This window comes from Paenibacillus sp. PAMC21692, assembly GCF_014303795.1.
Taxonomy (GTDB): domain Bacteria; phylum Bacillota; class Bacilli; order Paenibacillales; family Paenibacillaceae; genus Pristimantibacillus; species Pristimantibacillus agaridevorans.
Map to the genome: position 1 here is coordinate 3,013,285 of NZ_CP060293.1, position 26,716 is coordinate 3,040,000.

At 53.6% G+C, this 26,716-nt stretch carries 24 protein-coding genes; 13 read left to right on the top strand and 11 right to left on the bottom strand.

Annotation, left to right across the window (positions count from 1 at the left end; translation table 11 throughout):
- The first annotated feature begins 84 nt into the window (after positions 1–84).
- On the top strand, positions 85–3,240 hold the full coding sequence (locus tag H7F31_RS11740; protein WP_187104334.1) for a hypothetical protein: 3,156 nt from the start codon (positions 85–87) through the stop codon (positions 3,238–3,240).
- A gap of 44 nt (positions 3,241–3,284) precedes the next feature.
- Here H7F31_RS11740 and H7F31_RS11745 read toward each other — a convergent pair whose 3' ends face one another.
- The 10 genes from H7F31_RS11745 to H7F31_RS11790 form a co-directional block, all read right to left on the bottom strand.
- Entirely contained in the window at positions 3,285–4,088 is an 804-nt protein-coding gene (locus H7F31_RS11745) for an SDR family oxidoreductase (protein ID WP_187104335.1), read from the bottom strand.
- Positions 4,089–4,187: 99 nt separating this feature from the next.
- A complete protein-coding gene (locus tag H7F31_RS11750) occupies positions 4,188–5,378 on the bottom strand; it encodes a Ger(x)C family spore germination protein (protein WP_187104336.1) in 1,191 nt (396 codons plus the stop codon).
- 56 nt (positions 5,379–5,434) lie between these two features.
- Positions 5,435–6,943, bottom strand: a complete 1,509-nt coding sequence (locus H7F31_RS11755; protein ID WP_261800391.1) for a spore germination protein — start codon at positions 6,941–6,943, stop codon at positions 5,435–5,437.
- Entirely contained in the window at positions 6,940–8,061 is a 1,122-nt protein-coding gene (locus H7F31_RS11760) for a GerAB/ArcD/ProY family transporter (protein WP_187104338.1), read from the bottom strand. The genes H7F31_RS11755 and H7F31_RS11760 overlap by 4 nt, the downstream gene beginning before the upstream one ends.
- 26 nt (positions 8,062–8,087) lie before the next feature.
- Positions 8,088–8,321, bottom strand: a complete 234-nt coding sequence (locus tag H7F31_RS11765; RefSeq protein ID WP_187104339.1) for a hypothetical protein — start codon at positions 8,319–8,321, stop codon at positions 8,088–8,090.
- Positions 8,322–8,477: 156 nt separating this feature from the next.
- On the bottom strand, positions 8,478–9,416 hold the full coding sequence (locus H7F31_RS11770; RefSeq protein ID WP_187104340.1) for a hypothetical protein: 939 nt from the start codon (positions 9,414–9,416) through the stop codon (positions 8,478–8,480).
- Positions 9,417–9,452: 36 nt separating this feature from the next.
- On the bottom strand, positions 9,453–9,653 hold the full coding sequence (locus H7F31_RS11775; RefSeq protein WP_187104341.1) for a hypothetical protein: 201 nt from the start codon (positions 9,651–9,653) through the stop codon (positions 9,453–9,455).
- Positions 9,654–9,819: 166 nt separating this feature from the next.
- A complete protein-coding gene (uraA, locus tag H7F31_RS11780; RefSeq protein ID WP_187104342.1) occupies positions 9,820–11,115 on the bottom strand; it encodes a uracil permease in 1,296 nt (431 codons plus the stop codon).
- Positions 11,116–11,338: 223 nt separating this feature from the next.
- A complete protein-coding gene (locus tag H7F31_RS11785; protein ID WP_187104343.1) occupies positions 11,339–12,172 on the bottom strand; it encodes a cupin domain-containing protein in 834 nt (277 codons plus the stop codon).
- Between the two features lie 88 nt (positions 12,173–12,260).
- On the bottom strand, positions 12,261–13,166 hold the full coding sequence (locus H7F31_RS11790; RefSeq protein WP_187104344.1) for a helix-turn-helix transcriptional regulator: 906 nt from the start codon (positions 13,164–13,166) through the stop codon (positions 12,261–12,263).
- Between the two features lie 173 nt (positions 13,167–13,339).
- Here H7F31_RS11790 and H7F31_RS11795 point away from each other — a divergent pair, with 173 nt between their 5' ends.
- From H7F31_RS11795 to H7F31_RS11850, 12 genes are all read left to right on the top strand, one after another.
- A complete protein-coding gene (locus H7F31_RS11795) occupies positions 13,340–14,023 on the top strand; it encodes a carbohydrate-binding family 9-like protein (protein WP_187104345.1) in 684 nt (227 codons plus the stop codon).
- 2 nt (positions 14,024–14,025) lie between these two features.
- Positions 14,026–14,874 (top strand): sugar phosphate isomerase/epimerase family protein, encoded by an 849-nt coding sequence (locus H7F31_RS11800; RefSeq protein WP_187104346.1) that lies wholly within the window; start codon positions 14,026–14,028, stop codon positions 14,872–14,874.
- Positions 14,875–14,906: 32 nt separating this feature from the next.
- Entirely contained in the window at positions 14,907–15,917 is a 1,011-nt protein-coding gene (locus H7F31_RS11805; protein ID WP_187104347.1) for a Gfo/Idh/MocA family protein, read from the top strand.
- Between the two features lie 249 nt (positions 15,918–16,166).
- Positions 16,167–16,904, top strand: coding sequence for a GTP pyrophosphokinase (locus tag H7F31_RS11810; RefSeq protein ID WP_087566335.1), 738 nt, complete (start codon positions 16,167–16,169; stop codon positions 16,902–16,904).
- 157 nt (positions 16,905–17,061) lie between these two features.
- Complete coding sequence (locus tag H7F31_RS11815) at positions 17,062–17,439, top strand: ATPase (RefSeq protein WP_108995907.1); 378 nt, start codon at positions 17,062–17,064, stop codon at positions 17,437–17,439.
- Between the two features lie 159 nt (positions 17,440–17,598).
- Positions 17,599–17,889, top strand: a complete 291-nt coding sequence (gatC, locus tag H7F31_RS11820; protein WP_087566326.1) for an Asp-tRNA(Asn)/Glu-tRNA(Gln) amidotransferase subunit GatC — start codon at positions 17,599–17,601, stop codon at positions 17,887–17,889.
- 30 nt (positions 17,890–17,919) lie between these two features.
- A complete protein-coding gene (gatA, locus tag H7F31_RS11825; RefSeq protein ID WP_187104348.1) occupies positions 17,920–19,377 on the top strand; it encodes an Asp-tRNA(Asn)/Glu-tRNA(Gln) amidotransferase subunit GatA in 1,458 nt (485 codons plus the stop codon).
- A 24-nt stretch (positions 19,378–19,401) separates the two neighbouring features.
- Positions 19,402–20,841, top strand: coding sequence for an Asp-tRNA(Asn)/Glu-tRNA(Gln) amidotransferase subunit GatB (gene gatB / locus H7F31_RS11830; protein ID WP_108995905.1), 1,440 nt, complete (start codon positions 19,402–19,404; stop codon positions 20,839–20,841).
- Between the two features lie 184 nt (positions 20,842–21,025).
- The gene (locus H7F31_RS11835) at positions 21,026–21,751 is read left to right on the top strand and encodes an MgtC/SapB family protein (RefSeq protein WP_187105312.1); all 726 of its coding nucleotides are present in this window, start codon (positions 21,026–21,028) and stop codon (positions 21,749–21,751) included.
- The gene (locus H7F31_RS11840; RefSeq protein ID WP_187104349.1) at positions 21,733–23,739 is read left to right on the top strand and encodes a DUF4097 family beta strand repeat-containing protein; all 2,007 of its coding nucleotides are present in this window, start codon (positions 21,733–21,735) and stop codon (positions 23,737–23,739) included. Before H7F31_RS11835 ends, H7F31_RS11840 begins: the two co-directional genes overlap by 19 nt.
- Before the next feature lie 87 nt (positions 23,740–23,826).
- Entirely contained in the window at positions 23,827–24,249 is a 423-nt protein-coding gene (locus tag H7F31_RS11845) for a Fur family transcriptional regulator (RefSeq protein ID WP_087566330.1), read from the top strand.
- A gap of 137 nt (positions 24,250–24,386) precedes the next feature.
- Positions 24,387–26,114 carry a glycosyl hydrolase family 18 protein gene (locus tag H7F31_RS11850; protein WP_187104350.1) on the top strand — a complete coding sequence of 576 codons (1,728 nt, stop codon included), beginning with the start codon at positions 24,387–24,389 and terminating at the stop codon, positions 26,112–26,114.
- Between the two features lie 112 nt (positions 26,115–26,226).
- Here the strand turns inward: H7F31_RS11850 and H7F31_RS11855 are convergent, their stop codons facing one another.
- Positions 26,227–26,577, bottom strand: coding sequence for a YgzB family protein (locus tag H7F31_RS11855; protein WP_108996068.1), 351 nt, complete (start codon positions 26,575–26,577; stop codon positions 26,227–26,229).
- Positions 26,578–26,716: the final 139 nt, after the last annotated feature.

The window sequence follows — 26,716 nt, forward strand, 5'->3', positions numbered from 1 at the left end:
TGCGACTCGCTGCTGACTGTGTTTTTTCATCTGCCGAGGGTGATTGAACGGGATGAAATCTTAATCTATGGGGAGGAGCATGAAATGATGCGGAAAACCAAAAAGTCGGGTCTGTATTTCCTGGTATTCGCGATTCTTGCAACATTGCTCGAAAGTTCCTTTGGATCTATGAAAGCTCATGCTGCACTGATTGGTAATGTGGAGATGGCGGGAGACGCTGCTTTTAACAGCGACAGTATTGCGGACAGCAGCGCTCAACAACCCCGCTGGCTTAGTTATCCGGGTAGCCGCCTATCTTTGAACGCCAACATGGGGGACTCATCAACGCCGCCTGGGGCATTGGATGGAGAATTAGCGGCTCATTTGGGCGGATGGTTTAAATCATCCACTTTCAAATGGCCTTCCGTAGTGAATACAAGATTGGTAGCTACCGGAACGAACGGAAGCCCGGCCAGCACCGTTCAATCTACTTGGTATCCTTACAAAATCGATTTTAATGCAACTTACTCCGGCTTGGTCAACCAATCCTTAAGCGGCTACGATTTTTTTGTGGATGACAATGGCACATTTGTCCGTTATCTCCAAAATAATTCGGGCGTCCCCAATGATATTCTGGTAAAAGGGACGATCACCGGCTCGGGCGGCGCACAATGGGACAGCACCAACCGTGTCCTGTTGGTATCGGATGCCAACTATTATTATGCCGTTCATTTTGTTGGACTGACTGCGGATACAACCCCGGTAGCGTTAAATGAGGTCCCTGTTCTTGGAGCATCTACATGGAGCTTTAGAAAACATTTTAATTCAGGCGGGAGGATGGCGGTCAGCATAGGCGTTGCCTCCTCATCCGAAGGCAGTACCGTAGCGATTTCTCGTGCTAAAGATGTGTTTACCCTTAAAGTAACGGATCGATTAACGGCTGCCAAAGCCTATATGGACACGCAACTCCGGAAAGCGCCGCTGCCTTCCGTTTGGGGATTCTCCACGGTTAACCCCTATGGGGTAACCGCTCAGCAGCATCGCGATAGCTATTACAAGGCCTGGACGTTTTATTTGCAGAATTATATGAAAGCGCTACCGGAAAATGCTGCCTCTTTTCCCTATCCGCAAATGATGACGGGCAAGCCTTCGTTATGGAATTTCGGCGAGCCGCGCAATCCGGGATCGGCGCAATGGGAGAGCCTGTTCGGTTACCAGTTTCTATCTTACATGATGCCTGCAGAAGCATGGAACGCCTATTTGGGCTTAATGAGTCTGGTCGATTCCAACGGAGCGCTTGCAGGAGAATCTTTGCCGACTCGAAAAGCTCAGACAGCATGGATGCTTTATAAAAATACTAACGATTTGAACAAACTGCAGACCGTATACCCTAATCTAAAACGGCATCTCGATTGGGCCGAGGATCACCCGTACTGGTTTATGGAGGGGGTCAATACTCCGCCTACGTCCAGGGATTTGGATTTCGTCGCCTCGTGGCTTTTCGATGTGGATTTTGCTATAAAAATAGCCAACGAACTAGGGATAACAGCCGACATCACGATGTGGCAAGCTAAAAAACAATCGATGATTGCAAATATGGAGGCTTGGTTCTTCGCAGAGCCTCAGCAAATCTATCAATATTATGATACGATATCGGGTCCAGTCAGCCTTGGGGGCGACTATATTAAAATTAGCGCGCTTGCGGTTAATGGCTTGTCATCCAATCCTTTGTCCAAATTAAAAGATTATTTTATAAGCATTCATAATCCAAGCGGACAAATGAGCGGCTTTGGCGCAATGAAATATCCAAACGCATCTTTAACCATTTATGGTCTGTTGAATTATAGCGGTCAAAAGCAAGCGAAGGAATTTATCGAAGCCAATTTGCGCGATGCGATACGCGCCCCGGATTTTGCTGAGATGCTTCTTCCTGGCAGTTCGAATAATCCGACCGTCGGCGGCGTTCGGCCGAGTCTGTTTATGGCAAGCGCGGTTATTGAATTTACCTGGTTGTTGAACGGCGTTCGCATTGATTCCGGGTCGGCTACGAACTTTGCTTTTAACTCATCCACATTCTCCCTGCCAAATGTTCCGAATGTTATGCCCACTGTGGAAGATTTCAAAAATGTGGAAGACTGGACCGAACGGGTAAATTCAGGTATGTATGCGATCGGCGGAGCGGGTACGATATTCAACTATTCCTTCAACAATCTCAACTACGGATATTGCGCCAAGCAAGTTACCTATGACGTAGACGCATTCTCTCAAATGACGATCAAGGTGGATAAAGTGCAAGGGAATTGGGCATTAAAAGTCAATGATGGCGGAGTCGATATTGACTTGCAGACATCCACCTCCCAGGTCGGAGAGTTCACGTATGACTTGAAGGCGATCACGGGGTGGTCCGGTAAGAAGACATTTAAAGTCAAGTTGTTTGCTGTTAATGGTTGGGTAAAAGCCGATACGATCCATGCCATCCCTGCAACAGTACTGGAGGATTTCAATAATGTATCGGACTGGACGAATCCATTTAATGCATCCATCTCAACAACTTCGGGGGTAGCTACAGTATCCGCAGCAGTCGGTCCTTATGGTTCTGTAAGAAAAAACGTAACTGCCAATCTAACGGATTCGCCGTTATTGCAGATTACCGTACCCCAGGTTTCGACCGGGACCCAATGGGCATTAAAAGTGAACAAAGGTTCGGGGGATATCAATGTGCAGACGGACACCTCTCAAACCGGAACCTTGACCTATGACCTGAATGCTATTACGGGTTGGAGCGGCAAACAAACCTTTGATATTTTGTTATATGTCGTAGGTCCGCCAGGGTCGGGTTTTAAAGTCGATCTACTATCGATCCCTGCCTACACACTGGAGGATTTCGGCAATGTCGCGGATTGGCCGGTCCGTAACAATGCCATCGCAAGCTCTTCGAACGGTCTTACAACCCTTTCCGCCGTAAGTGGTCCTAACGGAAATATGATCCGAGCAGTGGAATACGATTTAAATCGATACCCTATTCTAATCGTTCAAGTTCCGAATCTGATCAATGGCGCTAAATGGGCGTTAAAACTCAATGACGGAACCGGTGACAAAGTCATTCAAGCGGATACACTGGAGACTGGAACTTTTAGATACAATATCCCAGCCCTTACAGGGTGGAGTTCAGAGAAGAAATTCGATATAGTCCTGTTTGAAATTGGCGGAGCGGGAACATCCATGGTAGTCGATGAGATGAGGATTTCGAACGCCCCGTAATGTTAAGCATAGTCCCGTTCAGTTGAACGGGACTATTCGATCATTTACAGAAGCGACTCCACGCCGTCAATATAAATCGCCGTGCCGGATATATGGCTGGACTCGTCCGAAGCCAGAAACAGCACGAGATCGGCGACTTGCTCCGGTTTGCCGGGACCCTGCTCCAGCGGTTGATTGCCCTCCGGATACTTTACGGGAATCGTAATTTCGTCCACCTCGGGCGTTTTGTGCGTGTTCTCGCCGATATTGGTCTCGATGGCGCCGGGACAGATGGCGTTGACGCGAATGCCGTATTGCGCAAGCTCCAACGCCGCCATCTTGGCGAAGGCGACCTGGCCGGCCTTGGAGGAGCTGTAAGCGGACATGCCGAAGCCGGTAAACTTGCGGCTGCCGTTGATGGAGCTGGTAATGACGATGCTGCCGCCGTTCTCCTTCATATGGGGAATGGCATATTTGGCGGCTAGAAACGTTCCCTTAAGATTAATGCCAAGCGTCGTATCCCAGTCCTCGGGCTCCATGTGTTCGATCGGCGCCAGCGTTCCGTTTACGCCAGCGTTTGCGAACAGGATGTCGATGCGTCCGTACTTGTCGGCCGCCTGCTTAAGCGCCCGTTCCACGCGGGCGGGATCGGATACGTCCGTATCGGCAAAGAAGGCTTCGCCGCCTTGCTCTTGAATTTCCTTTTCGACCTCCTGGCTTCTCCCGTCGACAAGATCGACCAGCACGACCATTGCTCCTTGTTCCGCAAGCCTCAACGCGGCTGCCCGGCCAATGCCGGATCCTGCTCCCGTAACGACCGCTACTTTTCCTGCTACTCTTCCTTCGTTTTTCTTGTCCGCTGTGCTCATGCTATCGCTCCTTCCAGAATTGTCGTTCTAATCTTTCCATAACCGCCAGACGGCTATTCCGAATCTTTTGATATTCGAATATAACCGTATGCCGGATATTCAGGGCTCGTTGGCAGTGAAGGGTTGGCCCGCATCGATGCCCGTATTGGTTAGACGTACGTGCACTTTAATCTCGAATTTTGCTTGCTTGAAGCGTTCCCTCCAATTTTGCCGCAAGGTTTTCCATTGGCCGTTATGCCAGCGGTGCAGGTGTTCGCCTACTCCGATCACATCAGCTTCCTGTTCCTGCAAGTAAGCGGCCGTCGAGGCAAGCTGCTTCTCCAGCTTTCCGGCGATTTTGTCGGTGAAGCTGCTCACGTCGCCTTGCGTTGCGATGCTGGTGCAGACAAGCTCCTTGACGCTGCCCGATATCTCCACGCCAATATGCACCGTCAACTGGTCGTTGATCAGCCGAGGTTTGATTGTGCTGCGGAGAGACCCGATCTTAAACGCTTCGCTTCCCTGACCGTTGTTTTTGTCTTCGCCGCAGGGGATATTGACGAAACCGTTACGATAACGATTCATCAGCATGAGCAGTAATGGGGTCTTCGAGACCGGCACGACGTCAACCAGCTTGCCCTCGGGAAATCGGAACAGCGCCAAGGTTGGCGTATGGGGGATGGTGCCTGCTCCCGTGAAAGGAAGATAAGGAAGAACGAACGTCGCTTCCCGCTGCTTCGCCAGGATGCTAAGCTCCCTGAGGCTTACGGACAACGACATTCCCGTAAGCATTTGGGCATTCTGGATACTGGAGGCCAACTGCGTGCCGACGTTGTTCTCCACGAGAGGTTTGACGTCCAGATGCGATCTTGCATCGCCCTTGGCGATCACAATCGCCAAGGTGCTCTTCGGTTCGTTGGAGCGGGAAAAAAAATCCAGCACTTCGCCGATATTGCGATTCCTCGCGAAAGCTTCGCTAATAATCAATGTTTCCATATGGCTCCACTGCAGCTTTCGGCCGGTTTCGTTGCCCGCCGTCAGCGAGGCGCCATATACGGTGGCGTTTTCGCTGGAGATGTTGAAGAACGTTGCCCCGGTGGAGGGGGACATGCTGGATGCCTCCGTAGAACCGGGCTTGTAGATCTGGCTGGTGAGACGCAGCCGCCCGTCCTTGGACAGATCGACGGAGGCTGCCTGCACGAATGCCCAATTGTTGATCTCCAGCTTGTCCCAGCATCCGGATAGGAGGAAGGGAAGCATGCAGAGGCAGCAAGCGATTAGCCATCCTTTTCCTTTGCTATGAGACGGCATGGGAGCTCCTCCTTATTCGAGGTTGTATCTTGCGCATGACGTTTCCGCACGCGATGTCAGGGATGCGGACGTCTGCCTCCTAACCGGAGCAGCTTGCGATTGCGCGGCGATCGCAGAAAAACCTTGAGCGGCACCCTGATGAACAGATCGCGCCAATCTCTGGGCTTGAACGGCGCAATCGACGTTAGATAAGGCTCGCCAAGCGAATGCAGGCTGGTGAGATGCAGCAGCGTCAACAGGAAAACGACCATCAGCCCGTAACCGCCAAGCAGACCGGCCGCGATCATGTAAGGAAAGCGTAAGAGCCGCAGGGAGATCGCCAGATCGTAATGCGGGATCGCGAAGGAGGCGATGCCCGTCAGCGCCACGACGATCACCATGATCGGCGAGGCGATCTTCGCCATAATGGCGGCTTGTCCGATGACCAGCGCCCCCACGATGCTGACGGCAGATCCGACCGTCCTTGGCAGCCGGATGCCGGCTTCGCGGAGCAGCTCGAAGGAAGCTTCCATGACGAGCGCTTCGAAGAAGGCGGGAAACGGGATACCCTCGCGGGAATCGACGATCGCCAGGAGCAGCACGGTCGGGATCAGCTCCGGGTGGAAGGTAGACAGCGCAATATAGAGACTGGGCAGCGTCAAGGCGATGATGAACGCGAGCAGACGCAGCATTCGGATAAACGAGGAGAAGATGGATCGCACGTAGTAATCCTCCGCCGTCCCCATAAAATCCACCAGAAATGCCGGACAAATCATGATCATCGGCGAATTTTCCACGAGCACGATAATTTTGCCATCCAGCACAGCCGCGGCGGCCGTATCGGTCCGCTCCGTATAACGGACCTGCGGAAACGGAGACAACGTCGATTCTTGAATCCAATCATCGATGTAGGAGGTCTCCAGCACCTCATAATCCGTGATGGATTCGACTCGCCGCCTGAATTCCGCAAGCACGTCGGGGTTTACGACCCCGTCCAGATAGCCGAAGCAGATAGCGCTCTTTGTGACTGCGCCGGATTGCAGAAATTCGAGCTTAAACGCCGGATTGCGAATGCGGCTCCTGAGCAAGGTCAAATTCAGGGACAAGTCTTCCGTCGTGCCTTCCCGGGGGCCGTGCACCGCAGGTTCGTTGACAGGCTCCGTAATTTGCCTTCTGGTTGCCGATTCCGTCGGGAATCCTAACGCTTGATTGACTTGGTCGAACAAAATGACAATAAAGCCGTTCATGACAGACTCGTACACGTCTTCGAATGATTCCAGCAGCGAGAACGGTTGAAGGGAGGCATTATTAACCTGCAAGCAGCGGCGCAGCTTTTCCGGCGTCATGCTATTCCAGTCTTCGCTCTCGTATCCAGGGATTTTTTCCAGAGCACGCTGGAGGAGGTGGCTGGAGTAGTCGGCGAGCGATGAGCAGTAGACGGACACGGCCTGGAACGCGAAACCGTCGCCATAATTCCATTGTTGGAAGTGTACGTCTCCGCAGCGGGAAAATACGCCTTCAAGTTTCTCTCGATTAAATGTGATGTCGTCATGAAGAGCGTTGGTCGTACGACTGTCCGTAGTCAAGAAGTATCGCCTCGTTCCGCTTGAATATATCGATGCTTGATCCACGTAATCAAGGTAAACAGGAGAATAAGTCCGCATCCCACGACAATGACCGTGAACGGCCAAATCGTATAGACTTGCTCCTGAAAGTCGGCAGGACTTTGAAACATGGTGGCCGATAAGAAGATGCAGGTCACCGAGAGGGGATAGATCAATACATGATCGTCCTTTAGGTTAAAGAGCTGGATGAGACATTGGTAGAGAATGAAGAGCAGAAGCGTCGCTTTCATATAAGAACCCAAAATAAGCGCAATGCCGATTATGGCTTCCATTCGCTGGAACAGCTCGACGATGTGAATCTCGATGGCGAGGCGGTATAGCGAATAATTAAAGTAACCGGCCGCCGGACCGAATGCCATGAGGGTGCACAGCGTCGGCACGATCAGCATCAGCGCGGAAAAGGAATAGGACGCGTACATGGCTTTGCTTAAGGATTGTCCGGTTTGAAGCCGCACGAACGGCAGCAGCATCGCGAATATTACGATCTCACCAAACGGGAACCCGGCCGAGATGAACAAACCATGAAGCATGGGCTTGATGCCGTTCTCGAACAACGGAAGAAGCATTGTCGGTTGATAGATGGGGACGGCGAGGATCATGACCAACAGTGAGAAAAAGAGCATCAGCCACAACAGCAAAAAAAACATGCGGGCCATAACGCGAATGCCTGAACGCGCCGTCAGCGCGGATAGCAACATGCCGATAGTATGGAAAATATACGGAGGGGTCCGCCTCATCATCACGCTCGTGAAAAAATCGCCGATGCTCGCATTAATGGCGCATGCGGCAAATAAAAGCATCAAGATATAAAGGAGTCCGACGGGATAGGTAGCCGTCCGTCCGATCAGTTTGCGGCTATATGCGATTACGCTCGCTCCATCGTGCCTGTTGTGAAGGTACAGGACGCAAGTCAACATGATGATGCCGAAGCCGTAAGCGAGCGTCATCGAAATCCACGCATCATTGCCGGCCGCGGCCGTAAGAGGATTGGGAATAAACACGATGGCGGAACCGATCACGTAGCAGCATAACAGACCTGCCAGCTGCCTTAAGTTGATGGTGGACCGATCGGACGACATAGCTACATCCCTTTCCGCGCTCGGAATTATTTGAGCAGCGCGACGATTTGTCTGGCAGGCCATCCATACATGGCTTTGGTGAGATGTCCGATGTTGAACCAAGGCAATTGCAGGATGAACAATAAGGACAAGTAAGAAGCCGGGAGGAGAAGGAGCATATACAGCACCTTCGTCCTGCGTTCCGACCGTGCGAAGCTGCGCCTATCCGCGAACAGGAGCGCCATCGCAATAATGACTACGACTAAGAGGTTTTCCAGCAAGGGGCAACTCCTTCTGGCGCTGGCCGGAATATCGGCATTATTATTCCATTTTGCTGCTAAAATATGCAAGATACTGAGGTGCGAAGGAAGAAATGCAAAAAGGCCCCGAAGGGCCTGTTGGCGGGGAACATATAGGGTAGAATGCCATGAAGCCGTCTAAGCCTGTTCGATAAGAGAGGATTGGCGCCGTCTTAATTCCGCCAGCTTTCGATCCTTGGCTCCCAGTTCGGTTTCCAGCTCCGCAACAATGCGGCGAATTAGCGCGCGTTTCTCCCTCACGGATTCCGCCGCGTCCTTAATACGGCCCTGTACGACCCAGTCCATCAGGAAACCGTCGAAGAAGTAATCCGCGAAAGTCATCATGGAGCCAATATCGATCGTCATTCCAACGTCGCGCTGAACGTCCTTTAATTCCTTCTCGAATCGACGCAGCGAGCTCTGGGCGGAGTGAATCGCCGAGCGGGCATCATCGATATGGCCGTGTTTGGCCATAGTCGTAAGTAAACCGCCTCCGAGCATGTCCGCGGTTCCCCAGTTCCTCGCTGACTGCAGCCGTTCGCTGGCGCGATCCAGAGAGGAGACGACGGACCGGCCCGCGTTAACGGCCTCGCGCAGCTCCTTGGCGTCTGCCTCCGTCTCTGCTTCCTCGTCGGACCACAGCTTTAACTCCGACGCCAAGGCAGGATGGGCATCGTAGATGTGTTTTTCCTTCTCTCGCATGGCCGCTTCGATGTCGGACTCGACATAGCGGATTGGCGCGAGACTGGCTTCGATATCCGCGAGCTCCTTTTCGAGATCGGATACCGTATCCGAGGCTTCATCATATTGAAGCTTGGCTTGCAGCAGCTCTGCTTCTTCTTCCGAGAGCTTCTCCTGTTTTTTGCCGATAAGCGAGTAGAATAGTCCGCCAAGAGACAGTTTCTTTAGCCGGTCGACGTCTCTTTGTTCCTCTTGAAGCCAGGCTTCAAGCCTGCCCAGATCCTCCTTGGCGTCTGCCAGACTCGCCTTCAACTGCTCTCTGCTCGCGGTCCAGTTCGATTTCTGTCTTTGCCGATTTTTTAATTCGGCCAACCGTTCATTGTAATGCTGCAGCATGTTGCGTATCCTCCTCTTCTATTTAATAATGCGCGGCTAGGCTCTTCGTATGATCAAATACACGATCAGCCCTGCAACCGGGAATATCAACGTGCCGATCAGCAACAGCAGCGCGTATTCGTTGCTCTTGCCCAGCTTCTTTGCATCCAGGTAAGCCCATACGCTCGTAGCGATATTAACCAGGAATAAGAAGAAACCGAACATGAGAAATATGCCGAATAATCCGAACCCCGACATGCGCAACTCTCCTTTCGTCCTCTTTGTGTATCCCTATGTACGTTAGCAAACGGATGATGTTTCGGTTTCGTGGAATTGGAGGGGAATATTGTAAAAGGTTCGCAGCAAAAAAAAGCCAGCTTCCGGCAGTGAAACCGGTGCTGGCTGTAAAGCGTTAAGTGCCGGATCAGTGGCCCCCGGCTTCGGAATCGTTCGTTAAACGCAGTACCTCGAACAGCTTGAAGAGCAGGCTGAGTAAAATCGCGACGATTGTCGCGAGCGCCATGCCGGTGAAGGACACATCGCCGAAAGTCAGCTTGACGCCGCTCAGGCCGACAACCAATACGACCGTTGTCAGGAACAGGTTAGTCGGTTTGCTGTAATCCACCTTGGATTCCACGAGCATGCGCAGGCCGGAGGCTGCGATGACGCCGAAGAGCAGAAGCGATACGCCGCCCATAACGGGACCGGGAATGCCGGACACGAGGGAGGAGAACTTGCCCGAGAAGGACAGGATGATCGCGATTACGGCCGCGCCGCCGATGACGAAGGTGGAATATACCCGCGTAATCGCGAGTACGCCGATATTTTCGCCGTACGTCGTGTTCGGCGTCGAACCGACGAAGCCCGACAGAATGGTCGAGATGCCGTTGCCAAGCATGGAGCGATGCAAGCCAGGGTCTTTGGACAGATCCTTCTCCACGATGTTGCCGGTTACGATGAGATGGCCGATGTGCTCCGCAATGACGACCAAGGCTGCGGGAGCGATTGCGATAATTGCGGTCCAATGGAACTCCGGAAAGGTGAGTGTCGGTGCGGCTAACCAGCCAGCCTTACCCAGTCCGCTAAAGTCGGTCATGCCCATAAAGTAAGCCAGCACATAGCCGAAGATGATGCCGAACAGGATGGGAATGATGCGCATGAAGCCTCGGAACAGAACAGAGCCCAATACGGTGACCGCCATCGTGGATACGGCCAATAGGACGACATCGGTATCCATCGTCCAAGTCGGCGGATCTTCCGGGTAAGGGATAAAGCCGGACATCCTGGCCGCGACCGGAATCAGCTCCAGGCCGATGATCGCGACGATCGCGCCCATGGCTGCCGGAGGGAACACGACGTTTAGCCAGCCTGTACCCGTATATTGAATAATAAAAGCAACGACCGTAAAGATTACGCCGACGGCGATGAAGCCGCCCAGCGCAGCGGCGTAGCTGCCGCCGGATGCTTCGTTTGCGATTACGGCGCCGGCAGGACCAAGGAAGGCGAAGCTGGATCCGAGATACGCCGGTATTTTGCCCTTCGTCACCAGGATGTAGAGCAAGGTGCCGATGCCGTTCATCAACAGGCAGATCGCTGGATCCACCTTCAGAATGTTCGGTACGAGCACGGTTGAGCCAAACATGGCGAATAGATGCTGGAAGCTCAGCATCAAGCTTTGAAGATGCGGCGGTCTTTCGTGAACGCCAATGCTTTTTCTCATGGTATGTAAGATCTCCTTCGAGCAAATTGGACCGGAGCTCCGTCCGGCCGCTATGGATGATTCTACCTAGTTCGACAAAAGAGCGCAAGCGTTTTCTTGTGATTATTATCAGGCGGAGGGGGCACTTGCTTTCATTCCGTATAAATGAGGCAAAGCTGCTCCGGGCAAGGTCCTTCAAGACCTTCCGAAGCAGCTTCATGACAGCCAATCGAGTTGTTGTTTCCTAATTCCAATTTCTATAGAGAAAGGGAACGGGATGAAAGGGAGGAGGGTAAGGGGAATAGGCGGACTCGATCGGCCGCAGCGGATAAGCATACGAACCGTGGCTTTGCTGCGTTTGCCCTTGCATCATGCCGGCGCCTTGCTGTTGACCCGACAGTCCTTGCCCTTGCATCATGCCGGAGCCCTGCTGTTGTCCCATCATGCCTTGCCCCTGCATCGTCCCCATGCCGTAATCGGCTTGGTGGTCCATGCCCGGCGTATTCCAGCCTCCATCATGTACGGCAGCCGGCCCATTGGACGATTGGCAGCCGGCGGGAGGACCGATGACGACGGTGGATTCGATCGGAGCCAGCGTCTCCTTTACCAAGTCCTCATTGAGGCAATAATTGGCGGCAAGTACGGAAGCCGGCGTAAGACGCAGTATGTCCGAGCCGAAGATCGCTTCCGGTACCGGAGCATCGAAGATGGCCAGCAGATGCGTGTCATCCTGAGACGCCACTTCATAGTGCCACCAGCCTTGCGGCACGTTGGCGACTTGCCCCGGTCCGATGGGGAAGTGAAGCAGCTCGTTCGTAAAAGGGTTAATCAGCGAGACGACAGCGGAGCCGGCAATGCAGTACACTAGCTCCGACGCGTTTTGATGATAATGCGGCTCCACATAATTTTCCTTGTCCAAATAGATGTCCAGCAACGAGGAATTGCCCAGCGTATTCAACTGCTTGACGGATAACGAAAGAATGAGGTTATGGTCGTCTTTCTTAAAGAATACATTGTTCCTCAGATCGTATGTGAATTGAGTGTTCGGAGCAGCGTAATCCATGCTTGTTGCTTCCATCAGCTATCCATTCCTTCCATGACTTAAATGCCACAATGCCTAGGGTAGTGTATGTATTCGCCCAAAACATGGTGCATGGCTGAGAAGGCTAGAGGACTTGCGATAGCTTCCGGTATTCGGACGCCGACACGCCCTCGTGCTTGCGGAATTGCCGGCTGAAATAATGGATGCCGGAATATCCGACGGCGTCGCCGATCTCTTCGATCGACATGTCGGTCTCCCGAAGCAGCTTACGGGCCTCGCGATGGCGAATGGAAGCAATATGTTCGCCGGGCGGGCGTCCTACAAGCTCCCGGAACAGCTTGGCCGCATGATCGAGGCTTAGATCGAGCCGTTCGGCGATCATAGCGTTGGTCCAGGCGGCGGAAGGGTGCCGTTCGATTTCTTCCGCCAGCTCTTGCAAGCGGAGAGCGTGCTGCGAAGAGAACGCGTGCGACCGGGAGTGCGGGAGCCGCAGCAGATGAGCAAGAATGTTCAGCATCAGCGCCTTGCAAGCAAGCTCGTAGCCAAGCGGACGCATCGTAAATTCGTTCACGAGCTGCTCCATTAACGCGACGCATGCGAGAGTTGGCGTATAGACGACTTGCTGGGACAGCGGCGGAAACACATCGGGGACGGCCTCCGTAGCGAATCGATCAAGACCTGGAGCGGCATCGCCCACGATCATATCGTACTCCGTATGGATATCGAGCTCCCCGAAGAAGTCGAAGTGGATGCCGAGGAAACGCGTGCCGCCGGGCGATACCACTTCGTTCTGATGCAGCACGCCCGACGGGAGGAAGATCAGGTGCCCGGTTGACAGCTCGTACCGCCGCCCGTTCATGATTGTGGCGGCTTCTCCCTGGCTGACGTATAACAATTCGAAATTATAGATGCGCCTTGGCGCAAGCTTCCCCTGTTCGAGCCTTTGAGACTTCGCATAATGAATGACGGGGGACCACTCCCGGAATGGAGCGGTCCGCTGCAAGGGAAATACCGTTTTATGGATCGTCACAGCGGCTTCACCTCTTTGTAGAGAAGTTACAGAAATTACATAACGGAATCGTGCAAATATTCGCTTGTATTGCTAAAGAAAGTCTCGCATAAATCTTTTATGATATAAGCATTATTACAGAAATATGGAGATATCGCAACGAAACGGAAATGGATAAAGGAGCGATTGCGTCGATGTCTCGGGACAAGGATCTGAAACAATACTTATGCAGGCCTGCAAAGTGGATCGCCGGAAGCGAGACAGCAAGCGTTGAAGAGGGGCGGCAACTGGATTGGAGCGAGTGCGAAGCCGCGCCGTTATCCGAAACGGTAGACGGAGGCGCCGTCATGGAGCCTACGGAGTTCCAAGCCTGCTGGAGTCCGGATTATGTCTGGTTTCGAATCAGGTGCACGGACCATCATGTCTTCTCGCGCTTCACGCAGCGCGACGAGCCGCTGTACGAGGAGGACGTCGTGGAGCTGTTTATTGAAGAAGGGCATCAGGAGGCTGGTCCTTACGTTGAACTGGAGCTAAGTCCGCATAATGTGGTATTCGACGCAAGAGTGTGGAACGACGGACAGGGCGGGATTGCCCGTATTGACGTGGAATGGAATATGGAAGGGCTGCGGACGGAAGTTGTCAGGCACGGCAACGAGCTCGTTTATCACCTGGCGATTCCGACCGCAGGCTTCGCAAGGAAACCGACGCCTGGCGCATGGTGGCGAATGAACGCCTACCGGATCGATCAGGACGAGAAGGGCGTCCGGCAATACCAGGCTTGGAGTCCGACGGGAGCGGTCAATTTCCATCTGCCCGCGCGGTTCGGGATGCTGCGGTTTCTGGATCAAGGCGACAATCCAACTATCGAGGAGGAATGACAATGAAAAAAGGAATTAATATTTGGTCGTTCAAGGAAGGAACTTCTATTGCCGATGCTATCTCTCTTGCGAAAAAAGCGGGATTTGACGGCATCGAGCTGTCTCTTAACGAGTCGGGCGAGCTGGGGCTGGATGCCGGCGACAAGGAGATTCTCGCCGTTCGCAGCCGTCTGGAGGATGCGGGGTTGGAGATTGCCGGTCTTGCTACGGGTCTCTACTGGTCGTACGCCATGACCAGCGAGGATGGCGGCAAGCGCGCGAAGGCGGTCGACGTCTGCAAGAAGCAGCTGGAGGTTGCGGCCGCGCTAGGCGTCGACGCGATTTTGGTCATCCCCGGCGCCGTAGGCGTGGATTTTATTCCGGGAGCGGAGGTCGTGCCTTACGATAAAGCATACGACCGCGCGCTCGAAGCGATCGGCAGTCTCGTGCCGCATGCGGAAAGCGCCGGCGTGTCCATCGCGATCGAAAACGTATGGAACAAGTTCCTGTTGTCGCCGCTGGAGCTGAGAACATTTATAGATGCGCATGGCTCCCGTTATGTGGGCTCTTACTTCGACGTAGGCAATGTCGTGCACAGCGGGTACCCGGAGCATTGGATCCGCATTCTCGGCGACCGCATTAAAAAGGTTCACTTCAAGGATTACCGACGTCAAGCGGGAGGACTGCACGGCTTCGTCGACTTGCTGGCGGGCGACGTGGATTACCCTGCGGTCGTATCGGCGCTTAAGGAAATCGGCTATGACAATTACGTGACGGCGGAGATGATTCCTCCGTACACCCATCACGCCGAGCAGATCATCTACAACACTTCGGGCGCTATGGACGCCATACTGGGCAGAACGGACCGCTAAGGGCGGATTACGCGATAAGGGAGAGGACATCTATGCTAAAAATCGGATTAATCGGTTTCGGATTTATGGGAAGGATGCACTTCGATAACTATGTACGATTGATGCAGGAAGGGGCGGACATTAAGCTTGTGGCGATCTGCGACAAGCTTATCGAGGAGTTGAAGGACGGCGCCGCTTGGGGCAATATCGCTACCGAGCAATCCGTATACGATCTGACCCCGTACAAGCTGTACGATTCCATAGAAGCCATGCTGTCGGAAGAGGAGCTGGACATCGTCGACATTACGCTGCCTACGCCGTTGCATGCGGACTTGACATGTTCCATGCTGGAGCGCGGCATTCACGTATTGTGCGAGAAGCCGGTAGCCCGCACCTCCGAGCAGGGCTGGCGCATGGCGGAAGCGGCTAAGCGCACGGGCAATACGCTGATGATCGGACAATGCCTGCGCTTCTGGCCGGCTTACGAATATTTAAAGGCCTGCGTAGAGGACGGACGCTACGGCGCCGTAACGTCGGGGAGTTTCTTCCGCGGAGGCGGCTTGCCTCAGCCGTGGTTCCTTAACGGGGAACTGAGCGGCGGCTGCATGGTGGATATGCATATTCACGATACGGATGTCATCAACTGGCTGTTCGGCAAGCCGGAGAGCGTCTCTTCCATCGCGCGCAACGTAGTGCCGGGCAGCGCCTACGACGTCGTATCGACCAACTATGTCTATCCTGACGGCAAGGTGCTGAACGCGCAGGCCGACTGGACGCTGGGCGGCGACTTCGGCTTCTCGATGACATTCCGCGTGAACTTTGAGCGCGGCAATCTCGTATTCGAGAATAATGTGCTCAAGGTGAATCCGCATGACGGCGAAGGGTTTGTCGCGGAATTATCCCCGGATATGGGCTACTACCGCGAGATCAAGTATTTCGTCGAATCGGTGGCGGCGGGAGAGCCGGTTACGGTTTGTTCGCCGGAGAGCGCCGTCCAATCGCTCGAAATCGTCGAGGCGGAGATTCGTTCCGCGGACAGCAAGGGCGCATACGTCAACGTTTGATAAACAAGCAAAGAGGCTTCTACCTTATCGGGCAGAAGCCTTTTTGGCGAGTCCTGTTAAAATACAGGAAAGCATTCTTCGCAAGACTTTCCCTATATTTCCCGGAATGAACCGAGCAGCGCAGCCAAAGGACGGCGACAGTCGTTTCACCTTGTTTGCAATGGTGCCTTCGTTCATAATATGATGGATTTATTCGAGCATCAAGGGCGCGCTCCGCGTCTTGAACGAAGGAGAATTGAAGAGATGAGCATGACGAATTACCAGATCGAGCAATTCAAGAAGCTGAAGACCGAAGTGACGCGGTTTATGATGATGTACCAATTTGCGCTCAACGAGCTGGAGACAAAGATCGAGATCGTGAAGGAGGAATTCCAGTTCCTGCACGACTATAATCCAATCGAACATACGAAGTCGAGAGTCAAGTCGCTGGAAAGCATTATGAACAAGATCGGCCGCAAGGGCATCGCGTTCTCTCTGGAGGATATTAAACGGGAGATCAAGGATATAGCGGGCCTGCGGATTACTTGCTCCTTTATTTCGGATATTTACCGGATCCGCGATATGCTGCAAAATCAGTTTAATCTGCATATCTTCGAAGTAAAGGACTATATCGAACATCCCAAGCCGAACGGCTATCGAAGCCTGCATTTGCTCGCGGAGGTGCCGGTCAACATGTCGGACGGAAGCGAAAGCGTCTGCGTCGAGATCCAGATTCGCACGATCGCGATGGACTTCTGGGCAAGTCTGGAGCATAAAATCTTTTACAAATACAATCAATCCGTGCCGGCAAGGCTAATCCAGGAGCTTAAGGAAGCTTCGGATTCCGCTAATCGTCTGGATCAGCAGATGGAGCGGCTGCATAGGGAAATCTCCGTCATCAAGGAGAATCAGGCTGACGATACGGAGGAACTAACCCGATTGTTCTTAAATAATAAGGCGTTCCAATTGCCTCAAGCTTTGTTGGAGCTGGGCAAAGAAGCCGAATAATCCGCCGAGCACGCAGCATCTCGTCGACTATCGCTCTATGAAACTCTGGCAAGTCAAAACCTCTTCCGCCTGCTATTGGACAGCGATGTCGTTTTTTAGTAGGATAATAGAAATGGAAAGAGAGACTACAACGACAAGGGCGATTGGGGGAGATTGGATGTTGCAGCTGGGCTCCAAAGTCATCATAATATCGGATCAATACGAACAGAATCTTCCCGTTGGGGAGCATGGATATATTATTGCCTATGACCGCAATGCCGACAACGTGTTCGATTACGTAGTCAGAGTTCCGGCATCGAATCGCAATTTCTTGCTGCCCGACGAGGACGTCGAGCTGGAGGAAGTGCTGTTTCAATTGGAGGCGGAGCGGATCGAACGGGAGGCGCTGATCGATTACGCGCTTGCGACGCATAACGAAGAGCTGTTCTATCGGATCATGAAGGGCGACGGAGAGCAAGAGGATGAAGTAGCGGCGAAAGAGCCGCTGAGCCGTGAAGACTTTATTCGCCAGGTAAACCTCAAGGCCTGGATTTAATAGGCAATCCAAGGGAGCGGACGTTGGTGTCCGCTTCTTTTTGCTGCCCTTCGGGAAATTGTTCGGCGCATCAGATTCGTTGCTTCTTACTAATTGATGTACGCGCCGAATGTAGGCTATAATGATGGGTATGACTGACGCAGAGAAGGAGAGTTACCGATGAGCATTACGCTGAAGGATGTCGAGCATGTCGCTAATCTGGCGCGGCTGGAATTGTCGGATGCCGAGAAGGCGCAATTTACCGACCAGTTGAACGCCATTTTGAAATACGCGGAGAAGCTGAACGAGCTGAATACGGACGAGATCGAGCCGACCAGCCACGTGCTGCCGATCACGAACGTCATGAGGGACGACGTGCGCAAGGAGTCGCTGCCGATCGAGAAGGTGCTGCTTAACGCGCCGGACGAAGAAGACGGACAAATCAAAGTGCCTGCGGTGCTTGAATCATAATTTGCTAGGATTTGAAGGGAGGAGCTACTGTTGGCATTGTTTGATCTGCGCCTGCAGGACGTACATAACAAGTTAAAGGGCAAGGAGCTTTCCGTGGCGGAGCTCGTAGATAGCTCGTTCGACCGGATCGCGAAGACGGATTCCGCGATCGGGGCTTTTCTATCATTAAACGAGGACGGCGCCCGCACGCAAGCCGCCGAGCTGGACAAGACGCTGCAAGCCGGCGGCGATCGCGGCCTGCTGTTCGGCCTGCCTGCCGGCATTAAGGACAATATCGTAACGGAAGGCTTGACCACGACTTGCGCAAGCCAATTCCTGAGCAATTACAAACCGATCTACAACTCAACGGCTGCAGGCAAGCTAAACGCGGCCGGCGCCGTTACAATTGGCAAGCTAAACATGGATGAATTCGCGATGGGTGGCTCCAATGAAAATTCCAGCTTCCATCCGACTCGCAATCCTTGGAATACCGATTACGTGCCGGGCGGCTCCAGCGGCGGCTCTGCGGCTTCTGTAGCGGCCGGACAAGTCTACTTCTCGCTGGGCTCCGACACGGGCGGCTCCATCCGCCAGCCAGCTGCCTATTGCGGCATCGTAGGTTTGAAGCCGACGTACGGCTTGGTATCGCGCTTCGGCCTCGTGGCGTTCGCCAGCTCGCTCGACCAGATCGGCCCGCTGACCAAGAACGTGGAGGATTCGGCTTACGTGCTTCAAGCGATCGCCGGCTACGACGCAAGCGACTCGACGTCCGCGAAGGTGGACATCCCGGATTATACGGCCGCGCTGACCGGCGACGTCAAGGGCCTCCGCATCGGCGTTCCAAAGGAATATCTCGGAGCAGGCATTGATCCCCGCGTTAAGGAAGCGGTTATGGACGCTCTTCGCGTATATGAGTCGCTTGGCGCGACTTGGGAAGAGATTTCGCTGCCGCATACGGAATATGCGATTGCGGCGTACTATTTGCTCGCCTCCTCGGAGGCATCGTCCAACCTGGCCCGCTTTGACGGCGTGCGTTACGGCGTGCGCGCGGACAATCCGGACAATCTGATCGACCTGTATCGCAAATCCCGAAGCCAAGGCTTCGGCGCGGAAGTCAAGCGCCGGATCATGTTGGGCACGTACGCGCTCAGCTCCGGTTATTACGATGCCTATTACTTGAAGGCGCAGAAGGTTCGCACGCTGATCAAAGGCGACTTCGACAAGGCGTTCCAGCAATATGATCTCATTATCGGTCCAACGGCGCCGACGCCGGCATTCCGCATCGGCGAGCAGGTCGGAGATCCGCTCACGATGTATTTGAACGACATCTGCACCATTCCGGTCAGCCTGGCGGGCGTTCCGGCCATCAGCGTGCCGTGCGGACAAGCCGACGGCTTGCCGATCGGACTGCAAATCATCGGCAAGGCGTTCGACGAATCGACGGTGCTGCGCGCCGCTCATGCGTTCGAAGCGCACACGGACTATCATAAGCTGCGTCCGCAGCTGTAATTCGAACGGAAGGGAACGATAAGAATGTCAGTATCGAACAAATACGAGACGGTCGTCGGGCTGGAAGTACACGTCGAGCTCCACACGAACAGCAAGATCTTTTGCGGCTGCTCGACCGCCTTCGGCGCGCCGCCCAATACCCATACGTGTCCGGTCTGTCTCGGACATCCCGGCGTCTTGCCGGTCCTGAACAAGCAAGCCGTGGAGTACGCGATGAAAGCGGCGATGGCTCTGAACTGCACGGTTGCGGATATTAGCAAATTCGACCGCAAAAACTACTTCTACCCGGATTCGCCCAAAGCGTACCAAATCTCGCAATACGATCAGCCGATCGGCGAGCATGGCTGGATCGATATCGAGGTGAACGGGGAGACGAAGCGCATCGGGATTACCCGTCTCCATCTGGAAGAAGACGCGGGCAAGCTGACGCATGTGGACGGCGGCTACGCGTCGCTAGTCGACTTTAATCGCGTCGGCACGCCGCTAGTCGAGATTGTCTCCGAGCCGGATATTCGCACGCCGGAGGAAGCGAAGGCGTATCTGGAGAAGCTGCGCGCGATCATGTTGTATTGCGACGTATCCGACGTCAAGATGGAAGAAGGCAGCCTGCGCTGCGACGCCAACATCAGCTTGCGTCCATACGGACAAGAGAAATTCGGCACGCGCGCCGAGCTCAAGAACATGAACTCGTTCCGCAGCGTGCAGCGCGGCCTGGAGTACGAGCAGGTCCGCCAAGCGGAGATTCTGGATGGCGGGGGCGAAGTCGTGCAGGAGACGCGCCGCTACGACGACGCTGTCGGCAAGTCGTTCTCGATGCGCGGCAAGGAAGAAGCGCATGATTACCGTTACTTCCCGGATCCGGATCTTGTCCGTCTGCATATTAGCGAGGAGTGGAAGGAGAACGTACGCGCCTCCATACCAGAGCTTCCAGATGCACGCAAGGCACGCTACCAGGCCGATTACGGTTTGTCCTCCTATGATGCAGACGTTATTACGGCATCCAAGAAGCTTGCCGACTTGTTCGAGGAGAGTCTTGCCTATACGAAGGACGCGAAGGCTGTGGCGAACTGGGTTATGGGCGATCTGCTCGGTTATCTCAATGCCAATAATCTGGAGCTGTCGGACGTAAAGCTGACAGGTCAAGGCCTTGGCGAGATGATCGGGCTTCTGGAGAAAGGCACGATCAACGGCAAGATTGCGAAGACCGTCTTCAAGGCGATGCTGGAGAACGGCAAGCTGCCGGGTCAGATCGTCGAGGAGCAAGGACTTGTTCAGATTAGCGATGAGGGCGCGATTTTGGCGATCGTCGATGCCGTGATCGAAAGAAATCCGCAATCCGTGGAGGACTTCCGGGCAGGCAAGGAGAAGGCGATCGGCTTCCTTGTCGGACAGATTATGAAGGAAACGAAAGGCAAGGCCAATCCGGCACTCGTAAACAAGATGCTGCTTGATCGGCTTAGCTGACATAGACCCGGACGCGAACGGCGGGGGATATAGAGCGAAGGCGCGGTTCATCCTAGAGATGGACTGCGCTTTTTTTCATTTTTGATATCCCCCCGATTTGGGTACTCATGCATCCAGCCATTAATAGTCTGATAAACGTCGGACTTATCCGGCGATTTCAAAGAAAGGCGGGGGATTTATGGATATGTTTGTTGCTGCGGCAAGGGATCCCTGGTTCATTAATGAATTGGACATTGCCGCCCGGCTTGGGCTCTCGATCGTGCTTGGGGGGTTAATAGGCTTCGAACGGGAATCGTCCAATCATGCTGCCGGCTTCCGAACGAATATCCTGGTTTGCTTGGGAGCCTGCTTGTTGATGCTGTTATCCATCTACGGATTTGCGGACTTTGTGGAGGAGCCCAATGTACGGGTCGACCCTGCGCGTCTGGCTGCAGCCGTTATTACCGGGGTAGGTTTCCTTGGAGCGGGTACGATTTTATTTACTGGAAAATCCATTACGGGACTGACAACGGCGGCTTCCTTATGGGTGGTTGCGGCTATCGGTCTCGCCGTCGGAGCGGGATTTTACTTTGCTTCAGCAACAGTTACGGTTATGGCATTATTAACCTTATGGGGTTTTAACAAGATCGAGAAGAAGTTCATGAGCGCAAAGAAGGACAGAGTGATCAAGATTGAAGCTCATGATCTGTCCTCCCTGCTGGGTAAAATTAACGACATGTTGGACCAACGCAAAATTGCGATTCGTAAAATGTCGATGGAAACCGTAGCTCCTTCAAAGCTGAGTGGAGACGAAGCTTTAACGAGGCTGATTCTTCATGTCAGAATGCCTTCGCGCAAGAAGGATCCCGCCGTTCGGTTGCTCGACGAGTTGAATAAATTGGAGGGCATACGTTGGGTAAGCTCCGAATAACGCAACGAAAACGGGCGTGGCTTGCGGTCTTGCTTGCGTTCGCGATCCCGGGCATGGGACATGTGTACAATGAGCAATATTCGCGCGGCTTGCTGCTTCTTGCCGGTTTGCTGCTGGATGTTACCGCCATCTTCCGGCTTGCCGATTCCGACGGCGGCAGACATCTGCTGCTAATCGTTTATCTGGGCATGCTGCTGCCCGTCTTCTATTTCGTCAGCGTGTACGAGGCTCTTCAACTCAAGGAGATACCGCGAGAGGAGCGGATGCCAGTGCGTCTGGCGCACGGCATTTTGCTTGCCTTGTCGGGAATCGTCATGATGATTATGGTCAAGCCGCCGGATATGCTGCTGCCTTGGATGAACGAGCTGGCGGAGCTGATTGTCGGTCCGCTGCTGATGACGCTCGCTTGCGTCGTCGTATGGACAGCCGCGAGGAGAGGAGGGTTCGCCGTGTTTAAGCTGGGGCGGCTGACGGCTGCCATTCTGATCCTGAGCGTCGGAGCGCTGCTGCTCTGGGACCAGGCGAGGGGATCAAGCGATATTGCGCTTCTTGGCGACTGGTGGCCGCTTCTGTTCCTGCTGCTTGGCATTGAGGTCATCCTGTACAGTACGACGCTTCGCGCCAAATCCGCCAAGCTGAAATTTGATTTGTCCGGCGCCGCCGCGGCGCTTGTCGTTACGGTGACGGCTTACGCGGTGACGCAATATGCGGACTTCCCTGTCCGCTGGCTGGACCAATTTAACGTCGATTTAAACGGAATGGTCGATTACGGCGATGAGAAGGGCTACCGCATCGACAAAAACGTGATGAAGGTGCTTGTTGACGAGGATTTGTCATCGATTACGGTCAAAAATGTTAACGGCGATGTGACTCTCCGCGCCGATGACGTTGCGGGAATCGAGGTCTACTCCACCGTGTGGGTCGATGCCGGAGACGAAAACGAATCGAAGCGGATTGCCGAGCAGTCGACCGTCGACGTGACCCCTGGCAACGAGACTGTGCTGGAAGCCAAAGGAGAGCGGTATGGAGCCGATAACAACCGCGTCCCCAAGATGAATCTGACGGTTGTGGTGCCGCGTATCGAACCTAGCGTCAAGCTGTCGCCTCCGGATGTGCAGCAGGACGAGCAGGATGATCAAGGCGGAATCGAGGGCGATGGACAAACAGAGGACGCGGAGGGAGCACTAGCGACCACGTCCGCGGATATTGAAGCTGATGGATCAGAAAGTCCTTCAAGCAATACTCCGACAGCTTCTTCCGAGACCGTGCTGACGCTGGAAGAACAACTCGCGGCTTTGCCCGGAGATGAGCCTTCGCTTGCTTTACCCGATTTCGAATGGGAAATGTCGCCGCCCCCGGCAGCTCCTTCCGCTATCAGGGTTGCGATCGAGAACATCAATGGCGATACGGAGGTTACGGATCTGGTGGCAGAAGACGGATTAACCGTGAAGAGCGGAGATGGCAATATCAGGGTCGCGCGAATTATCGGTCCGCTTGCCGTAACGGGTAACAGCGGGAGCATCGAGGTCGATACGCTGGACGGTTCCAGCACGCTGGAATTGAAGAACGGCGAGATCACCGTCAATGACGCGACCGGCGGCGCTTTATATGCTGTTACATCCAACGGGAACATTTCGTTGGGAGGAGTTTGGGAAGATGCGGAAGCCGAGACCAAGAACGGCAGCATTACGATAGCGGAAGCGCATGGGCCGGTAAAGGCGAGCACGATGAACGGCGGCATTGCCGTAAGCAGCAGCCAGGTTGGCGGCAATTGGGATCTCGACAGCTCCGTGGGCGAGATTAAGGTTGTTTTGCCGGAACTGGGCGACTATTCGCTTTACGGCTCGGTAACTTTTGGCAAGATCAATGCCGAGATGCCGTTCAGGCAGATCCGCAAGACAGTGAGGGGAACGGTAGGGACAGGCGTATACCGGATTCATATTAATGCAACGAACAGCATAACCATTGAAAGTCAGGACACTACTTAGAGGCGCTTTCATTGACAAAATCTTTGAACTGAACGTACAATAGATTATAACGATTATTAATTAACAATAAAGAAAGGCGTGAGGGGAATGGCAGCCAACGTTCATTCGGCACTGGAACAACTGAAGATGAATGGCGTTCGTATGACCCCGCAACGACACGCCATACTGGGATATTTGATGGATACCAAGTCACATCCGACCGCCGACGAGATCTACAAGGCGCTGTCGCCGACTTATCCGAGCATGAGCGTTGCGACGATTTACAATAACTTAAGGCTGTTTGTGGAAGCGGGCCTGGTTCGAGAGCTGACATACGGAGATGATTCCAGCCGATTCGACGCTGACTTGTCTGACCATTATCATGCAATCTGCAAGGGCTGCGGCCAGATCGTAGACTTCGGATACCCGCCGCTGCTGGAGGTCGAGAAGGTAGCCTCGAAGGAAACGGGATTCACCGTTCACGGGCATCGAATGGAAATATATGGATTGTGCGCTACTTGCAACACTTAAGACGGATTCGTCGTCTATAGAATTGGATAACGGCTATTATAACGTGCTGGGCAGCGTTCTGACGCTACTTCTTGCACGTTTTTATTTGAGGTGACAGCAGTATTCGTACAATATCGAACAATAAGGAGAGTGAGTGCTTGGAGACGAATTACGTCCGCTCGCCGCGCAAGAAGCGGAGAGTCGGATTCATGACACTGGTATTCCTATTTATGATTTCAGCTATAGCTACCTTCGGGTGGTTCGGATATATGAAGTATGTACCAAGCAGGGATTATCAAGCGCCGGCGTACGCATCGACGAATCCCATCATGATCGGCGGCAAGGAAATGGGGCATGGGGCGTTGATCGAGAACGGCGAGGTAAAGCTCCCGCTGCCCGTATTGGAGGAGCTCTTCGCCCAGGACAAGCCTCTTCATTACGAAAGCTCGACGGGGACGATTGTGCTGACGAGCGCGGACAAGGTGCTTCGGCTCAAGACGGATACGCTGACCGGCATCCTGAACAGACAGCCTTACAAGCTGACAATAGCTGCGGAAGTAACGAATGAAACGGTGTACATTCCGTCTGCGCCTTTGAAGGAGCTGTATGGCCTCCGAGTGGATTATGATGCGGAGAGCGGCATCGTCACGCTTCTTACGGAAGGAGAAACGGTGCCGCTGGTAGAAGCAAAGCCCGAGAAGGGGGCGGCGGTTCGCACGGGACCATCTATTCGCGAGCCCTACTTGCTTAAATTGCCTCAAGGAGAGAAGCTTCGCGTCTGGGAGGAGAATGAAGGCTGGCTGCTCGTACAGAGCGGCGATGGTCATATCGGCTACATTAGAGAGAAGGATGCGACGCCTGCAGGCTCCGAGACGGTAACCGAAGTAGAACGAGACGATCCGTTCGTGCCGTGGAAGCTGGATGGCCGAAAGATCAATTTGACCTGGGAAGCGGTTTATGAGCGCCGTATTGATCCCGCCAAGATCGGCGAGATGCCGGGCCTTAATGTGGTTAGCCCGACTTGGTTCGAACTGATTGACGGTACGGGAGCGATTAAAGGCAAGGCGGATTCCGCTTATGTAAAGTGGGCGCATGACAGAGGGTATCAGGTATGGGCGCTGTTTAGCAACGGCTTCGAGCCGGATCGGACGACGGAGGCGCTGGCGACGGTAGAATCCCGATTTGTTATGATTCAACAACTGCTCGCCTTTGCGGAGATGTACAACCTTCAAGGCTTTAACATCGACTTCGAGAATGTTTATACAAAGGATAAGGAAAATCTCGTTCAGTTTATGAAGGAGCTGACTCCACTGCTGCACGAAGCGGACCTGGTCGTATCGATCGACGTCACTCCCAAGTCGAACAGCGAGATGTGGTCGGTCTTCCTGGATCGCGAAGCGCTTGGCCGGACGGTAGATTACATGATGGTCATGGCCTACGACGAGCATTGGGCGTCGAGTCCGAAGTCCGGCTCTGTTGCATCGCTTCCATGGACGGAGCAATCCATCGCCCGCATACTGGATGAGGATAAAGTGCCCCCGGGCAAGCTGATTCTCAGTATGCCTCTCTATACGAGAATTTGGAGCGAGGAGACGGGCAAGGACGGCAAACTTAAAGTTTCGTCCAAGGCCGTGGGCATGGAGCGAGTGAAGACGATTATTCAAGAGAAAGGGCTAAAGCCCGTGTTAGATACGGCGTCGGGACAGAATTACGTGGAATACGACGAAAATGGCATCAAGCAGCGGATTTGGATCGAAGACGATATGTCCATGAAGGCAAGAGTCGAGCTCGTGCACAAATATAATCTTGCAGGGGTCGCGACTTGGCAAAGGACTTTCCAGACGCCATCCATCTGGCAAACGATCGACGAAGCTTTGCATAACTAGCAGAAGGCTCTAATTCAAATCATCATCACTATTTTTGCCCCAAAAAAACCTCCATTTCGAAGCGGCTTAATCACCGCTGAGCATGGAGGTTTTTTTGTGGCTTCGTACGAAGTTATGCATTGACCTCGTTGGCGGCATCTCTGGCTTGATTTGGATCAAGCGTCAGCATCGTTCTGCAGAACATGCAACGGTCCGTCTTGCCTAACATCTTGGTCTGGCGTCCGCATTCTGGACACTCCAGCATAGTAGCGCTCGTCGACATCATGCCGGCCCAGAAGTAGACAGCAACGCTGATCAGCAGCGAGATCATGCCGAAGATCATAAAGATGCCTGCAACGATCTTGCCGGCTTGCCCCCACAATACAATTCCGGCCGTCCCAAGGATCATGATACCCATGCCGACAAGCGTGAATACGAGTCCCCAGAGGCGGAATTCATTGATTTTGGCCGATTTGAAAAAAATTCTGTTCATGGTTCAAACCCTTCCTATTACTATTGGCTTACGAAATTGAGGCTGGAAAGCTGCATGCAAAAGCAGGAAACCGCAAGGTTGTTGTCGAAAAGAAATAAATCTGTAGATTATTATTATAGCCTAATAGAAG

What these genes read in the sequence shown, in the direction of transcription:
- H7F31_RS11750 (WP_187104336.1), bottom strand. Translation starts at nt 5,378, where the DNA reads ATGCCGTCTCATAGCAAAGGAAAAGGATGGCTAATCGCTTGCTGCCTC.
- H7F31_RS11795 (WP_187104345.1), top strand. Translation starts at nt 13,340, where the DNA reads ATGTCTCGGGACAAGGATCTGAAACAATACTTATGCAGGCCTGCAAAG.
- H7F31_RS11845 (WP_087566330.1), top strand. Translation starts at nt 23,827, where the DNA reads ATGGCAGCCAACGTTCATTCGGCACTGGAACAACTGAAGATGAATGGC.
- H7F31_RS11740 (WP_187104334.1), top strand. Translation starts at nt 85, where the DNA reads ATGATGCGGAAAACCAAAAAGTCGGGTCTGTATTTCCTGGTATTCGCG.
- H7F31_RS11745 (WP_187104335.1), bottom strand. Translation starts at nt 4,088, where the DNA reads ATGAGCACAGCGGACAAGAAAAACGAAGGAAGAGTAGCAGGAAAAGTA.
- H7F31_RS11785 (WP_187104343.1), bottom strand. Translation starts at nt 12,172, where the DNA reads ATGGAAGCAACAAGCATGGATTACGCTGCTCCGAACACTCAATTCACA.
- H7F31_RS11800 (WP_187104346.1), top strand. Translation starts at nt 14,026, where the DNA reads ATGAAAAAAGGAATTAATATTTGGTCGTTCAAGGAAGGAACTTCTATT.
- H7F31_RS11835 (WP_187105312.1), top strand. Translation starts at nt 21,026, where the DNA reads ATGTTTGTTGCTGCGGCAAGGGATCCCTGGTTCATTAATGAATTGGAC.
- H7F31_RS11770 (WP_187104340.1), bottom strand. Translation starts at nt 9,416, where the DNA reads ATGCTGCAGCATTACAATGAACGGTTGGCCGAATTAAAAAATCGGCAA.
- H7F31_RS11775 (WP_187104341.1), bottom strand. Translation starts at nt 9,653, where the DNA reads ATGTCGGGGTTCGGATTATTCGGCATATTTCTCATGTTCGGTTTCTTC.
- uraA (WP_187104342.1), bottom strand. Translation starts at nt 11,115, where the DNA reads ATGAGAAAAAGCATTGGCGTTCACGAAAGACCGCCGCATCTTCAAAGC.
- H7F31_RS11760 (WP_187104338.1), bottom strand. Translation starts at nt 8,061, where the DNA reads ATGTCGTCCGATCGGTCCACCATCAACTTAAGGCAGCTGGCAGGTCTG.
- gatB (WP_108995905.1), top strand. Translation starts at nt 19,402, where the DNA reads ATGTCAGTATCGAACAAATACGAGACGGTCGTCGGGCTGGAAGTACAC.
- H7F31_RS11810 (WP_087566335.1), top strand. Translation starts at nt 16,167, where the DNA reads ATGACGAATTACCAGATCGAGCAATTCAAGAAGCTGAAGACCGAAGTG.
- gatC (WP_087566326.1), top strand. Translation starts at nt 17,599, where the DNA reads ATGAGCATTACGCTGAAGGATGTCGAGCATGTCGCTAATCTGGCGCGG.
- H7F31_RS11805 (WP_187104347.1), top strand. Translation starts at nt 14,907, where the DNA reads ATGCTAAAAATCGGATTAATCGGTTTCGGATTTATGGGAAGGATGCAC.
- H7F31_RS11815 (WP_108995907.1), top strand. Translation starts at nt 17,062, where the DNA reads ATGTTGCAGCTGGGCTCCAAAGTCATCATAATATCGGATCAATACGAA.